14 protein-coding genes are annotated in these 14,181 nt (G+C 38.1%); 13 read left to right on the plus strand and 1 reads right to left on the minus strand.

Going from position 1 to position 14,181, the window contains the following annotated elements; genetic code table 11:
• Nucleotides 1–6: 6 nt before the first annotated feature.
• Nucleotides 7–585, minus strand: a complete 579-nt coding sequence (purN, locus tag GGQ60_RS09330) for a phosphoribosylglycinamide formyltransferase (RefSeq protein ID WP_183762795.1) — start codon at nucleotides 583–585, stop codon at nucleotides 7–9.
• A 387-nt stretch (nucleotides 586–972) separates the two neighbouring features.
• Between purN and rpsT the strand changes: the two genes are divergently transcribed.
• From rpsT to GGQ60_RS09395, 13 genes are all read left to right on the plus strand, one after another.
• Nucleotides 973–1,227 (plus strand): 30S ribosomal protein S20, encoded by a 255-nt coding sequence (gene rpsT / locus GGQ60_RS09335; RefSeq protein ID WP_056871313.1) that lies wholly within the window; start codon nucleotides 973–975, stop codon nucleotides 1,225–1,227.
• A gap of 71 nt (nucleotides 1,228–1,298) precedes the next feature.
• Nucleotides 1,299–1,997 (plus strand): RadC family protein, encoded by a 699-nt coding sequence (gene radC, locus GGQ60_RS09340; protein ID WP_183762797.1) that lies wholly within the window; start codon nucleotides 1,299–1,301, stop codon nucleotides 1,995–1,997.
• Nucleotides 1,998–2,101: 104 nt separating this feature from the next.
• A complete protein-coding gene (locus GGQ60_RS09345) occupies nucleotides 2,102–2,938 on the plus strand; it encodes an endonuclease/exonuclease/phosphatase family protein (RefSeq protein WP_183762800.1) in 837 nt (278 codons plus the stop codon).
• Nucleotides 2,939–2,941: 3 nt separating this feature from the next.
• Nucleotides 2,942–3,706 carry a prolipoprotein diacylglyceryl transferase gene (locus tag GGQ60_RS09350; RefSeq protein WP_183762803.1) on the plus strand — a complete coding sequence of 255 codons (765 nt, stop codon included), beginning with the start codon at nucleotides 2,942–2,944 and terminating at the stop codon, nucleotides 3,704–3,706.
• Nucleotides 3,707–3,711: 5 nt separating this feature from the next.
• Nucleotides 3,712–5,106, plus strand: a complete 1,395-nt coding sequence (locus tag GGQ60_RS09355; protein ID WP_183762806.1) for a radical SAM protein — start codon at nucleotides 3,712–3,714, stop codon at nucleotides 5,104–5,106.
• A 1-nt stretch (nucleotide 5,107) separates the two neighbouring features.
• Nucleotides 5,108–5,302 carry a hypothetical protein gene (locus GGQ60_RS09360; protein ID WP_183762809.1) on the plus strand — a complete coding sequence of 65 codons (195 nt, stop codon included), beginning with the start codon at nucleotides 5,108–5,110 and terminating at the stop codon, nucleotides 5,300–5,302.
• Between the two features lie 15 nt (nucleotides 5,303–5,317).
• Nucleotides 5,318–5,512, plus strand: a complete 195-nt coding sequence (locus GGQ60_RS09365) for a hypothetical protein (RefSeq protein ID WP_183762812.1) — start codon at nucleotides 5,318–5,320, stop codon at nucleotides 5,510–5,512.
• A gap of 194 nt (nucleotides 5,513–5,706) precedes the next feature.
• Nucleotides 5,707–8,106 (plus strand): phenylalanine--tRNA ligase subunit beta, encoded by a 2,400-nt coding sequence (gene pheT / locus GGQ60_RS09370; protein ID WP_183762815.1) that lies wholly within the window; start codon nucleotides 5,707–5,709, stop codon nucleotides 8,104–8,106.
• 31 nt (nucleotides 8,107–8,137) lie between these two features.
• The gene (locus GGQ60_RS09375) at nucleotides 8,138–8,428 is read left to right on the plus strand and encodes a hypothetical protein (RefSeq protein ID WP_183762818.1); all 291 of its coding nucleotides are present in this window, start codon (nucleotides 8,138–8,140) and stop codon (nucleotides 8,426–8,428) included.
• A gap of 32 nt (nucleotides 8,429–8,460) precedes the next feature.
• Nucleotides 8,461–8,751 (plus strand): cell division protein ZapA, encoded by a 291-nt coding sequence (locus GGQ60_RS09380; RefSeq protein ID WP_131527169.1) that lies wholly within the window; start codon nucleotides 8,461–8,463, stop codon nucleotides 8,749–8,751.
• A 298-nt stretch (nucleotides 8,752–9,049) separates the two neighbouring features.
• Nucleotides 9,050–10,621 (plus strand): ribonuclease Y, encoded by a 1,572-nt coding sequence (rny, locus tag GGQ60_RS09385; RefSeq protein WP_183762820.1) that lies wholly within the window; start codon nucleotides 9,050–9,052, stop codon nucleotides 10,619–10,621.
• Nucleotides 10,622–10,711: 90 nt separating this feature from the next.
• Nucleotides 10,712–11,227, plus strand: a complete 516-nt coding sequence (locus GGQ60_RS09390; protein WP_183762823.1) for an Mpo1 family 2-hydroxy fatty acid dioxygenase — start codon at nucleotides 10,712–10,714, stop codon at nucleotides 11,225–11,227.
• A gap of 111 nt (nucleotides 11,228–11,338) precedes the next feature.
• Complete coding sequence (locus tag GGQ60_RS09395; RefSeq protein WP_183762826.1) at nucleotides 11,339–14,131, plus strand: TonB-dependent receptor; 2,793 nt, start codon at nucleotides 11,339–11,341, stop codon at nucleotides 14,129–14,131.
• Nucleotides 14,132–14,181 lie beyond the last annotated feature (50 nt).

The raw sequence follows: 14,181 nt of genomic DNA on the forward strand, positions 1-14,181 counted from the left end.
TTCGAATTATTTTTTTAGTTTTTTTACAATCGCCTCTACAATGCGGGGGTAGTGCTGGTGTTCGAGCTGTTGGCCTTTAAATTTTACCATTTCCAGGTTGTCGCTTTTATCGATCCTGTAGCGCGCCTGGTAAATGTATTCCCCTTCATCGTAATTTTCATTTACATAATGGATCGTGATGCCGCCTTCGGTTTCGCCGGCAGCCATTACCGCCTGGTGTACATGGTCGCCATACATGCCTTTTCCTCCAAATTTAGGAAGGATTGCAGGATGGATATTGACGATCCTTCCCGGATAGGCGTGGATCAGGTTTTTAGGGATCAGCCAAAGGAAACCAGCCAGTACAATAAAATCAATGTCGAGATTTTTAAGCAGATCCACTACCTCATCGGTTTTATAAAATTCGTTTTTATCGAAAATATGGGTAGGGATTTCGAAATTATCAGCCCTTTGTAACACATAGGCTTCAGCATTATTGGTTAACACCAAAGAAATTTCAATTTCGTTACTCCTTTTAAAATGCTCCATCAGTTTTTGGGCATTTGAACCAGAACCTGATGCAAAGATGGCTATTCGTTTTTTCACTCAAAAATCGTTTTGTCCAAAAATAGTATTTTTAAGGTTGTTTTCTTAAAGCCTGTTCAAAATTCAATAAAAAATAATTATTATACCTCTGCTAAGGGCTTATGTTTTTAATACAAAGAAAGCAATTTCGACAGGCCGGCATGTGGGAAAAGTATTTTGAAGCTCATAATGGGCAGAAATTAAAAATACCCTTAACCGGAAAGCAATTTTATTCTGTTAGCTAATGTATTCTTAATGAAGAATTTTAATGTATTTGGCAACGCGAAAATGGGCTTGGGATTTAATTAAAAAAAAGTTAAAAGTGTTTTGTAGTTTAAAAATATTAATCCTATATTTGCAACCCGAATTAAAGGAAACGAATAAAGAAAAATAAAAGGCTAAATAGAAATGGCAAATCATAAATCTTCATTAAAAAGAATTAGAGCAAACGCAACAAAACGTTTACGTAACAGATATCAGGCAAAAACTACACGTACTTTCATTAAAAGATTGCGTGCTGCAGAAGATAAAAAAACTGCATCTGATTTATTGCCTAAAGTAATCTCTATGTTAGATCGTTTAGCTAAAAAGAATGTTATCCACAAAAACAAAGCGGCAAATAACAAATCAAAATTAACGAAATTCGTTAACGGTTTAAAATAAGCCAATTTTTTTACGATATTAGTAAAGGCATCTCAACTTTTGGTTGAGATGCCTTTTTTTTGGTTAAAAAAATGGAAAGCTACGAACAAAAACTGGGTATAAAATTATGGGCGGAAGAAGACCGCCCACGCGAAAAACTTTTATTGCATGGACGGAGACATTTAACGGATGCCGAACTGATCGCTATTTTAATTGGCTCGGGAAATAAAAATGAAACCGCCGTAGATTTAAGCAAAAGGATTTTGTCTTTTTATGATAACAATTTAACAAAACTGGGAAAAGCTTCCATCCTCGAGCTTTCGCGGTTTAGGGGTATCGGAGAGGCCAAAGCGATAACCATTATTGCCGCTCTGGAACTTGGATTGCGAAGAAAGGAAACTGCCGAAGAAACCATTACTCATGTTAACACCTCTAAAGATGTTTACAGGTATTTGCATCAAACTTTCGCCAATCTCAATCACGAAGAATTCTGGATCTTGCTTCTAAACAGGTCTAACCGCGTAATCGGTAAATTTTTAATCAGCAAAGGCGGACAGGCGGGTACGGTAGCCGATCCGAAAATTATTTTTAAAACAGCTTTGGAAAACAATGCTGCAAATATTGTGCTGGCGCATAATCATCCCTCAGGAAGTTTAAAGCCTAGTGAGAGCGACGATAAATTGACAAGGGATATGGTAGCCTCAGGAAATTTGCTGAGCCTGTATGTGGTCGATCACCTGATCTTCGCCAATGACCGTTATTATAGTTACAGGGATGAGGATTTAATTTAAAAGATATTCGAATGTTAAACTACAATTAACCTTAAATTGGTATCATCGCAGCTTAAATCTGGCGGTTACTTGCTAACCCGCATTAATTAATAGTGAATTATATTATGAATACATTAAAAATTATCCCTGTTTTTCTATTATTAACCATAATGGCTTTCGCTCAGAAAAAAGCTGTTCCAATTAATATCATTACCTATAACATCCGATTAAATGTAGCATCAGATGGCGTTAACGCCTGGCCAAACCGAAAAGATAACGTAAAAGCTTTGGTAAAATTCCATGATGCCGATATTCTCTGCGTACAGGAGGCTTTGCCGGAACAATTCGATGCCTTGCTCGAAAATTCTAATTTCGATGTGGTAGGGGCAGGGCGTGATGATGGGAAAAGAAAAGGAGAGTTTTCAGCAGTTTATTTCGATAAAGATAGATTTGAAAAGAAAGAGGGCGGTACCTTTTGGTTGTCGGAAACCCCTGATGTTCCCTCAAAGGGATGGGATGCCGCACTTAACCGGGTATGCAGCTGGGTTAAACTGTACGATAAGCTGAACAAAAAAGAGTTTATCGTTTTTAATACCCATTACGATCATGTTGGGGTAAAAGCGAGAATTGAATCTGCTAAGCTGCTAAAACAGAAAATACAGCAGATTGCCCCGGCATTACCTGTTGTATTTACAGGCGACCTGAACGTAACACCTGAAACCGAGGCAATCGCAACAATCAAATCTTTTCTTATCGATGCGAAAGATATTTCTGCAGAGCCTCCATACGGCCCCGCAGGTACTTTTAATGGTTTTGATTTTAACAGCGACCTGAAAAACAGGATCGATTATATTTTTGTAAACAAAGGGTTTAAGGTGCAGAAATTTGCTGTACTAACAGATAGTAAGGATAAAAGGTATTATTCGGATCATTTACCTGTTTTTTGCCGTTTATTCTTTTAACAGATGCTGTTAAAATCTGTATCTCCATTTCCTTTCCAATTCGAACTTTTTGGCAACCAATACCATTACCACTATATTTTCGAAACCCTGGCCTTTATAGTTGGTGTAAGGTTGTATTATTACTATAAAAAGGGAAATGCAGATCCGATATCTGACGACAACAGGCTGTGGATTATGTTGGGGGCCATGCTTGGCGCTTTGATCGGTTCGCGCATAATTGCCGTGCTCGAAACTCCTCAGGTACTTAGCCATCTTAGTTTTTCGGTTCTTTACCAGAGTAAAACCATTGTGGGCGGTTTGCTTGGTGGTTTATTCGGGGTCGAATTAATTAAAAAGATAATTGGTGTGAATATCGCCTCCGGAGACATCTATGTTATCCCGATTTTGGTCGCCCTCATTATCGGCCGTATCGGTTGCTTTTCGATGGGGATCGATGAGCCGACCTATGGTATTCCTACCCACCTGTTTACCGGGATGGATTTAGGTGATGGTATACGCCGGCATCCCATCATGCTTTACGAAATAGTTTACCTCATCCTTTTGATTGTTCTTTTTAACAGCATCAAACATCAAGAACTGATCAATGGCGATCGCTTTAAACTATTGATGTTGTTGTATTTCTTATTTCGCTTCCTGATCGAATTTATTAAGCCTTACCATTCATTATTTTTAAGTTTAAGCAGCATTCATTGGTCAGCATTGTTTATTTTTATTTATTATTATCGATTCATCATCAGAATTTCAAAGAAGATAACAGCTAAACAGTAAACATTATGGCCAACACAAGAGATTATATATATTACGATTATACCAAAAGTCTTTGTCCGGAATGTTTACAGCTTTGCGATGCGAAAATTGTTTTTCAGGATGCTAAAGTGTTTATGCTGAAAAATTGCAGAACGCATGGGAATAGTAAAGTGATGATTGCCGATGATGTAGAATATTACAAACAGATCAGGAATTACAATAAGCAATCGGAAATGCCACTTAAGTTCAATACTAAGGTGCATTACGGTTGTCCTTACGATTGTGGTTTGTGTACCGATCATGAACAGCATTCATGTTTAACAGTAATAGAGGTTACCGACCGTTGTAACCTGGCCTGCCCAACCTGTTATGCCATGTCGTCGCCAAGTTATGGCAGGCATAGAACGCTGGCAGAAATAGAGCGGATGATGGATGTGGTGGTGGCAAACGAGGGGCAGCCGGATGTGGTGCAGCTTTCGGGCGGGGAACCAACAGTACATCCCGAATTTTTTAAGATTTTAGACCTCGCCAAAACCAAACCCATAAAACATTTAATGGTAAATACGAATGGGATCAGGATTGCAAAAGACATTAAATTTGTGGAGAAACTGGCCGGTTATATGCCCGATTTTGAAATTTATCTGCAGTTTGATAGTTTCAGTCCAGAAGTATTAACCAGGCTGAGGGGGGAAGACCTTAGCGAGGTGAGGAGAAAAGCCATCGATCATTTAAACCAATTTAATGTATCTACTACTTTGGTTGTTACTTTACAAAATGGCTTAAATGACCATGAAATTGGCGATATTTTGGATTATGCACTTAAACAGAAATGCGTGCGTGGAGTAACTTTTCAGCCTACCCAGGTTGCAGGGAGAAATGATAACTATAACGATCAGCAGGGCAGGATCACCCTGACCGAAGTGCGCAGAAAAATTTATGAGCAATACCCAACCTTTACTCCGCAGGATTTAATTCCTGTTCCCTGTAATCCTGATGCGCTTTGCATGGCTTATGCCTTAAAAATAGGAGATGAGGTAATCCCGATGACACATTTGATCAACCCGGAAGATTTGCTGAATAATTCAAAAAATACCATTGTTTTTGAACATGATGAAAAACTGAAAGAACACATGCTCAATTTGTTTAGTACCGGTGTTTCAGTAGATTGCGCTGAAGATACCTTTGGCGAACTGATGTGCTGTTTGCCGAGGGTAAAATCAGACAGTTTAAGCTATGATAATTTATTTCGGATCATTATTATGAATTTTATGGATCCGCTTGATTTTGACGTGCGAGCAGTTAAGAAATCATGTGTGCACATTGTGAGTGATAAATATAAAATGGTACCTTTCGAAACCATGAATATTTTTTACCGCGACAATAAAATAGATCTGATCAGGGGAAAATTAAATATGAACTGATATGGGTGGTTTATTCGTATTATTGATTGTTTATTGCCTTACCGCTGTCGTGCTTTTTGTGGTAGGGATTATTCAGATTATCATTAAGTCATCAAGGAACGAACCGGTAAAACCAGGGTTAAAGTTGCTTATTATTTCGGTAATTATGGTGGTAATCGGTTTTGGGGCCTGTGCTGTATTGCTGGCCAACAGTTAATTTCAATATAAATCCATGGGAATTTTCATTATATATTGGGTAATTGTCGTATTGTTGTTTGTAATTGGCATTATCCAGATCATCGTAAAGGCAATTAAAGATCAACCGGTTAAACCAGGACTTAAATTGGTTATTGCCTCTGTTATTATGCTGGTAATAGGAGCCGGTGCATGTGCCGTAATTCTTTCTAATTTGAATATTGGCCATTAGCCATTTTTATCTTGTGTTTAAACAAAGGTTTTTAGCGTTTGTAGGTCTTAGCCGTGTGTCTAGAATCTCAAATCTCTATAATTTAACTTCCTCCTTTGACCTTTAAATAATATCTTTGCATTTTATAATTCTTAGACCGGTTTTTTGTGCTGATAAGTCTCAAATCTCTTGTCTGGAGTCTCAAATCTTAATAGATGAAAATATCATATAACTGGTTAAAACAATTTGTACAAATAGACAAAACACCTCAGGAACTTTCTCTAATCCTTACCAATGTAGGTTTGGAGGTAGAAAGTGTAGAAAAAGTACAGCCTGTTGTAGGCGGCTTAGAGGGATTGGTAATTGGCGAGGTATTAACCTGTGTGCAGCATCCCAATGCCGACCGTTTGCGTATCACCACCGTTAATGTTGGGGGTAAAGAAAGTCTTCAGATTGTTTGCGGTGCGCCTAATGTAGCTGCCGGGCAAAAAGTGGTTGTGGCTACTGTGGGTACAACTGTTTATCCTTTGGAAGGTGAGCCTTTTAAAATCAAAGAATCGAAAATTAGGGGTGAACTTTCGCAGGGCATGATCTGTGCTGAAGATGAAATCGGTTTAGGTAAATCGCATGATGGAATTATGGTTTTAGCTGACGATACCGAAGTGGGAATCCGGGCTAAAGACCATTTCAAAATGGAAGACGATTACGTTTTTGAAATCGGCTTAACACCGAACCGTGCTGATGCCGCTTCACATTTAGGTGTAGCCAGAGATTTGGCAGCCTATTTTAGAAGTGAATATGAAATCCCTGATCTTTCGGCCTTTAAAACCGATAATGAAAATCTGGTTATTAAGGTGGAGGTAGAAGATCTGGCGGCTTGCCCACGTTATAGCAGTCTTACCATTTCGGGGGTTACCGTACAGGAATCGCCTGAGTGGTTAAAAGATAAGTTAAAAGTAATCGGTTTACGCCCGATCAATAATGTGGTCGACATTACCAATTATGTGCTTCATGGCTTAGGTCAGCCGCTGCATGCTTTTGATGCCGATAAAATCACTGGTGGAAAAGTAGTGGTTAAGAAAGTTGCCGAAGGTACTCCTTTTGTAACGCTGGATGATGTAGAACGTAAATTAAGCGCAGAAGATTTGATGATCTGTAATGCCGAAGCCCCCATGTGTATCGCGGGTGTTTTTGGCGGAAAATCGTCGGGTGTGGAAAGCAGCACTAAAAATATTTTCCTCGAAAGCGCTTATTTTAATTCCGTTTCTGTCCGTAAAACTTCAAAAAGACATGGGTTAAAAACCGATGCCTCTTTCCGTTTTGAGCGTGGTACCGATCCTGAAATTACAGTTACGGCTTTAAAATATGCTGCTTTACTGATTAAAGAATTGGCGGGCGGAGAAATTTCTTCATCTGTTTCTGATATTTACCCTAATCACATCAAACCGTTTGAGTTTGAGGTCAGTTATACCAATATCAATAAACTGATTGGGGCAAATATTCCTTCGGCCGAAATCAAACATATCATCACTGCTTTAGGCATTTCGGCAACCAACACCTCTGAAGATACGCTGGCCTTAAGGGTGCCCTCATTTAAAGTTGATGTTACCCGCGAATGCGACATTACCGAAGAAGTGCTGCGTATTTATGGGTATAACAACATTGAAATCCCTGCAAAAGTAAATGCGTCACTTTCTTACAGCATTAAACCAGAGAAAGAAAATACACATAATGTAATTGCAGATATGCTGACTTCAAACGGTTATGCGGAAATTATGTGTAATTCGTTAACCAAATCAGCTTATTCGAAAAAATTGGATGAGGCGGTATTTATTTTAAACCCGCTAAGCAGTGACCTGAATGTCATGCGCCAGAGTTTGTTGATGCCGGCTTTAGAAAGTGTAGCGTATAACCAAAACCGGAAAAATTCGGATGTGAAATTTTACGAATTTGGTAAAACCTACCACTTAATTAACGAAAAGTATGTTGAACGCCCCAGGTTGTTATTGTTGATTTCAGGAGCCAAACAAAGTGAGCAATGGAACCATAATGCTAAAGCGGTTACTTTTTACAACTTAAAATCGGCTGTTGATGCCATTATTTCACGTTTGGGAATCGAGAGTTATCAATCGGATACATTAAGCGACGAAAACTTTGCCTATGGAATCAGGTATTTCCGTGGAGATAAAACATTGGTCAGCTTTGGTGCGGTTTCGAAAGCCGACCGTAAAGCTGCTGGCGTAAATGCTGAAGCATTTTATGCTGATTTCGATTGGGCTACCTTATTGGATATCGTTAAGAAAAACAAGATCGTGAATAAAGAAATTGCTAAATATCCTGCAGTACGCCGCGACCTTTCCCTATTGATCGATCAATCGGTTAGTTTCGATACCTTAAAAGGCATTGCATTCAAAACCGATAAAAAACTGATTAAAGAAGTTGGGGTATTCGATGTATACGTTGGCGATAAATTACCTGAAGGCAAGAAATCTTACGCCCTGAATTTTATTTTACAGGACGAAGAGCAGACCCTTACTGATAAGCAGATTGACCATACCATGCAAAAGCTGATCGCGAATTTAACCGGACAAGCCGGCGCAGAAATTAGGAAATAAAATATAAATTCGTATTTTTAGAAATAAATTCATGACTTCCGTTGCAGATCAATTAGATAAGGTATTACAAAAAACGGCTCAGGTGATTGAGCTATGTAATGCGCTACAGGAAGAAAATGATTTATTAAAGCTTGAGAATCAATCGTTAAAAGTTGCATTCGATACTGCAAAAGGCAAAAATGTAGAACTTGAAGAAAAACTCAGGGTAACAAAACTGGCCAAAAGTATAGAGGGGGCGAGCGAAAAATCGCTTGACATTAAGCAAAAAATTAACGATTTTGTGCGGGAGATTGATAAAAGTATCGCATTATTGAAGAAGTAATGGTGCGGAAAATCAGAAACTAAGCTAAACAAATGGGAGAAATCTCGATTAAAATAACCATTTCCGACCGTATCTATCCACTAAAGGTGAATATGGAAGAGGAAGAGATTGTGAGACGGGCGGCAAAAATGATCAACGAGCGCATAAAAGATTATCAGGATAATTATGCGGTTAGAGATAAGCAGGATCTCCTCTCTATGGCAGTATTGCACTATGCAACTGCTGTATTGAGAACTGAAAACAAAGTACAGAACCAGGATACTGCTGTTGCCGATAAAGTTGAAGAATTGGATATTTTACTCAATAATTTCTTTTCAAAATAAAGGTTCGTTCTTTAAACATTTCGTCGTGCTGAACCCATTTCAGGGTCTTTAATTTAGAACCAGAAATACATTCAGGTTGGCGGGAGTTGTATATATTAGCACAAAAATATAGCCGCAGCTAGTTTTTGAGTTTCAAATTTTATAAAACTTAACACTTCAATATCTATAGGGTTAAGAGGGCGTATTTCATTTGCTTTGCACCTGAAAATGGCTTAAACCCTAATTATGCTTAGTTGAGGTTTAAAATGTATGAGACTTTAAAAAATTAGTTGCGGTTTTTTTTTACTTAAAAAACAAAATGGAAATAGTTGAAATATTAGGATACGTGTTTGCCGTAATAGCAGGTATCGCTATTGGAGTAGTGGTAGGAAGATTCCTCCTGCGCAACTTGCTTAAGCAGCAGGAAATAGCTGCACAGAACAAGGTTAAGAAGATTTTAAAGGATGCAGAAAATAATGCAGAAATTTTAAAAAAGAATAAACTTTTAGAAGCAAAAGAGAAGTTTTTGCAGTTAAAAGCCGAGCACGAACAAGAAGTTAGTGCCAGAAACAATACCATTAATCAGCGCGAAAACACCATCAAACAGAAAGAGCAATCGGTGAACCAGCGCATGGAAAACTTCAATAAAAAAGAACAGGAGCTCGACAGGCAAAAACAGAACCTCGAAAAGCAAACCGATCTTGCCCTTAAAAAACAGGAAGAAGTTGAAGTATTAAAAAATCAGCACCTGAAGCAATTGGAAACCATTGCAGGTCTTTCTGCTGAAGAAGCAAAAGAACAGCTGGTAGAAAACCTGAAACAGGAAGCCCGTACCCAGGCCATGATGCAGGTTAAAGATATTGTTGATGAAGCAAAATTAACAGCCAGTAAAGAAGCAAAAAAAGTGGTTATTCAAACCATTCAGCGCACCGCTACAGAAGCTGCCATTGAAAACTCTGTTTCTATTTTCCACATCGAAAGCGACGAAATTAAAGGTCGTGTAATCGGCAGGGAGGGTAGAAATATCCGTGCACTTGAAGCAGCTACCGGTATTGAAATTATTGTGGATGATACCCCGGAAGCGATCATTTTATCAGGTTTCGATCCGGTAAGAAGGGAAATTGCCCGTTTGGCACTTCACCGTTTGGTAACCGACGGACGTATCCACCCGGCACGTATTGAAGAGATTGTAGCCAAAACCAAAAAACAGATCGAAGATGAGATCGTGGAGATCGGTGAGCGTACCGTGATCGATTTAGGTATCCATGGTTTGCATCCCGAACTGATCCGCATGGTTGGCCGTATGCGTTACCGTTCATCGTATGGGCAGAACTTATTGCATCACTCACGTGAGGTGGCTAACTTCTGTGCTACAATGGCCGCCGAACTTGGCTTAAATGCTAAAATGGCGAAACGTGCAGGTTTATTACATGATATTGGTAAAGTGCCTGATGATAATCCTGAACTGCCACACGCAATTTTAGGGATGCAACTGGCCGAAAAATATAAGGAACACCCGGATATCTGCAATGCGATTGGTGCCCACCACGACGAGATCGAGATGACCTCGATGATTTCGCCGATTGTGCAGGCTTGCGATGCCATTTCGGGTGCACGTCCGGGCGCACGCCGTGAGGTGGTTGAAAGTTATATCAAACGTTTAAAAGACCTTGAAGAACTTGCGCTTTCTTACCCAGGCGTAGAGAAAACCTTTGCCATCCAGGCGGGTAGAGAGCTACGTGTAATTGTAGAAAGTGAGCGCATTACCGATGCACAGGCAGAACTTTTAGCAGCTGATATTTCGACCCGTATTCAAACTGAAATGACTTACCCAGGCCAGATTAAGGTTACTGTAATCAGGGAAACCCGTTCCGTAGCCTTTGCGAAATAATATCAAGACCTTGCAGATTTTAAAAATCTGTAAGGTCTAAAAGATCTAAAGCGATGGATATTCCATCGCTTTTTTTGTATTTTTACATTTATGAGCAAGCAGACCATCCAGATCGAACCAAAACGGCCGGTAGATGTACTTTTTGATAAGTATGCCGAAAGTCACCAAAATCCAACCAATAAACTGGTACACTGGATCTGTGTACCCCTGATTGTATTCAGTTTGTTAGGCCTCATCTGGCAGATTCCTTTTCCATATCTCGGTTTTTTGGGTAGCTATAATGGATTTTTTAACTGGGCATCCTTCCTTTTAGCCTTTAGCTTATATTATTATTTCACCTTGTCGCCCGTTCTGTTTTTTCTCATGATTTGGGTAGTGGCCATTATGAGTTACGTAATCGTAAAGATCGAACAGGGCGTTGGTTTAGGCAGCAGTACGGCCTATCTTATTTACGCGGCCATATTTGTAGCAGCCTGGATCGGCCAGTTTATCGGTCATAAAATTGAGGGCAAAAAGCCGTCATTTTTAGATGATGTTAAATTCCTGTTAATTGGTCCGATCTGGTTATTGCACTTCATCTGCAAAAAAGCAGGTATCCGGTATTAATTCAAAAAGTAGTTAATCTTATGTTAACTTTAAGGTAAAAGAATGTTAATTAACACCTAACCTTTTGTTAACATTGCCGTAATAGTTTTGCCTTTATCAAATAAAGGCAAATTGGAATTACTAAACTCTTTTAGAAGAGCTGCACTTACAGTGTTCGCTCTAACATGGAGCATACTTTCGTATGCGCAAACCGGAAAAATCTCCGGAACTGTTACTGATAAAAAAACTGGTGAAACTTTAATTGGCGTTACCGTTAAAATAGCTGGGACCACCAAAGGTGTTTCTACCGATGTAGAAGGAAGATACGCTATTGGTGGATTAACTGCCGGAAAATATACCTTGAATTTATCTTATGTAGGTTACACATCTAAGAATGTAAGTGACATTCAGGTTTCAGGTAGTCAGTCAACTATTGTGAACTTAATTTTAGAAGAAGCGGGGGGGGCAAACTTAGGCGACGTAATAATCACAGCTTCAGTTAAACAAGAATCAGTGAATTCTTTATACGCATCACAAAAAAATAGTACTCGTATCTCAAGCGGTATAACGGCTGATCAAATTAGAAAATCGCCTGATAAGAACACTTCTGAAGTTTTGAAAAGGGTAAGTGGTGCAAGTATTCAAGACGGAAAGTTTTTAGTTATTAGAGGTTTATCTGATCGTTATAATGTTGCGCTAATCAATAATTCCTTGCTGCCAAGTACAGAACCTGATAAACGAGCATTCTCTTTTGATATCATTCCTTCTAATATGATTGATAAAATTGTGATAAATAAAACTGCAACTCCTGATTTACCTGGAGACTTTGCTGGTGGTGTTACACAAGTGATCACAAAAGACATACCTGACAGTAAATTCATCAACTTTGCTGTTTCAACAGGATATAATACCCAATCAACTTTTAAAGATTTTTATTCAAACAAAAGGAACAGTACTGATTTTTTAGGGTTTGATGATGGAACTAGAAGCCTACCGACAAATTTTCCTAGTACTCGGGGGGAGTATAATGGAGGGTCAACAAATCTTAGGATAGCCAATTCGAAATTGTTTCCTAATCTTTATGCTGAACGAAAATATACCGCTTTACCTATGCAGAACTACCAGTTTACATGGGGGAATGTTGCCAAGTTTAAAAACGAAGGTACCTTCGGAAGTATAATTTCACTAAACTATAGGAGAGAGCAAAACCAAAGAATTGCGGAACGTGAAGCTTTCGATGGTATCAATTTTATAAATAAATATCAGGATTTAAATTATAGATACAATGTTGCTTTGGGTGGGCTTGCTAACTTTTCATATAAAATTAGAAAGAATAAAATTTCACTAAAAAACTTATTTAATCAATCATTTGAAGATAGTTACATAAACAGAAATGGGTTTATAAACCAAAATACTGATATCAGATATACCTCTTCAGAGGTAAATCAAAAATCACTATTAAGTTCTCAATTAGAGGGTGAACATCAGTTGGGTGAGAAAAATATTAAGCTAGAATGGAATTTAAACTATGCTTTAATTAAAAGAGAACAGCCGGATTTACGTACAATTATGTATGGTAGTATTCAGAATTCTAACTCACCATTTAGTTTAATTGATGATAATACTAAAAGATTTTTCTCTGACTTAAACGAAAACAATTACGGTGGCAGTGCATCGTTAAGCATGCCTGTTAATATTTTTAGTAAAAAGGGCACGTTCAAATTTGGCGGGTTAAAACAAGTAAGAGATAGAGATTTTGATGCAAGGATTTTTCTATATACACCAGCTAGCTCAAGTGAATTCGATGCTAGTAAATTAATCCTTCCAAAAGAAAGTATTTTCGCTACAAGCAACATTTCACGAAATGGGTTTGTACTGGATGAAATTACAAATAACCAAGATAGTTATACTGCGAAAACAGATTTAAATGCTGGTTATTTAATGCTTGATCAAGCGCTCGCTGAAAAGGTACGTTTAATTTTAGGAGCAAGAGTTGAAGGTTATAAACAAACCATTGATGCTCTGAATAGTACAGGACAAAAAAGATCTTACGAGAAAGATTTTTTTGATGTACTTCCTTCATTAAATTTGACATATAGCTTAAATGAAAAATCTAATTTCAGGCTTTCTGGTTCAAGAACTGTAACCAGACCAGAATTAAGAGAATTGGCACCTTTCGTTTTCGTCAATCAGGAAGAAGGTGTTCAAATTGGTGGAAACCCTGATCTGGTAAGAAGTCAAAATACCAATGCAGATATTCGGTATGAATATTATCCTTCTCCAGGTGAGGCATTCACTTTCTCCGTTTTCTATAAAAATTTCCAGAATCCGATTGAACAAGTCACAGATGGTTCTTCAACGGCTGACAATTTAAAGTTCAGTTATCAAAATGCTGATAAGGCATATACGTATGGCTTTGAGTTAGATGTTCGTAAGAAGCTTACTTTCTTGTCTGATGCGAAATGGTTAGAGAACTTAATCGCATTTGCAAACTTTACCTATTTGAAATCTGAAGTTCGATCGAGTATCCCTGGTTTCCAAACTAGACAACTACAAGGTTTGTCACCTTTTTTGATTAATGCAGGTATACAATATAACTCACCTGAAACTGGTTTGTCATTCAATGCGCTTTATAATAGAATTGGCGATAGAATTGGCAAAGTTGGTAACGAATCTGTGCCAAATATCTATGAGAAAGGAAGAGATGTTATAGATTTTCAGATCGCTAAAAAAGTGCTAAAAAACAAAGGTGAGATTAAGCTGAATGTTTCAGATATTCTTAACCAATCAAATGTATCTTTCTTAAACTTCGGACCAAATAATAAAACCTATAACAGAGCTGATGATGCTGTCTATTACAGCTACAAGAGCGGTACGAATTTTACAATAGGATTTAGTTATAATATCGATTTTAAAAATAAATAATTAATTAACAATAACTTAATCTGCGTTTACTTTGTGTTAAAGTATCCAGG

Source organism: Pedobacter zeae (genome assembly GCF_014196715.1).
Classification (GTDB): Bacteria; Bacteroidota; Bacteroidia; order Sphingobacteriales; family Sphingobacteriaceae; genus Pedobacter; species Pedobacter zeae.

Excerpts from the sequence above, each read along its gene's own strand:
- rpsT (WP_056871313.1), top strand. The coding sequence starts at position 973 with ATGGCAAATCATAAATCTTCATTAAAAAGAATTAGAGCAAACGCAACA.
- radC (WP_183762797.1), top strand. The coding sequence starts at position 1,299 with ATGGAAAGCTACGAACAAAAACTGGGTATAAAATTATGGGCGGAAGAA.
- GGQ60_RS09345 (WP_183762800.1), top strand. The coding sequence starts at position 2,102 with ATGAATACATTAAAAATTATCCCTGTTTTTCTATTATTAACCATAATG.
- GGQ60_RS09350 (WP_183762803.1), top strand. The coding sequence starts at position 2,942 with ATGCTGTTAAAATCTGTATCTCCATTTCCTTTCCAATTCGAACTTTTT.
- GGQ60_RS09355 (WP_183762806.1), top strand. The coding sequence starts at position 3,712 with ATGGCCAACACAAGAGATTATATATATTACGATTATACCAAAAGTCTT.
- GGQ60_RS09360 (WP_183762809.1), top strand. The coding sequence starts at position 5,108 with ATGGGTGGTTTATTCGTATTATTGATTGTTTATTGCCTTACCGCTGTC.
- GGQ60_RS09365 (WP_183762812.1), top strand. The coding sequence starts at position 5,318 with ATGGGAATTTTCATTATATATTGGGTAATTGTCGTATTGTTGTTTGTA.
- pheT (WP_183762815.1), top strand. The coding sequence starts at position 5,707 with ATGAAAATATCATATAACTGGTTAAAACAATTTGTACAAATAGACAAA.
- GGQ60_RS09375 (WP_183762818.1), top strand. The coding sequence starts at position 8,138 with ATGACTTCCGTTGCAGATCAATTAGATAAGGTATTACAAAAAACGGCT.
- GGQ60_RS09380 (WP_131527169.1), top strand. The coding sequence starts at position 8,461 with ATGGGAGAAATCTCGATTAAAATAACCATTTCCGACCGTATCTATCCA.
- rny (WP_183762820.1), top strand. The coding sequence starts at position 9,050 with ATGGAAATAGTTGAAATATTAGGATACGTGTTTGCCGTAATAGCAGGT.
- GGQ60_RS09390 (WP_183762823.1), top strand. The coding sequence starts at position 10,712 with ATGAGCAAGCAGACCATCCAGATCGAACCAAAACGGCCGGTAGATGTA.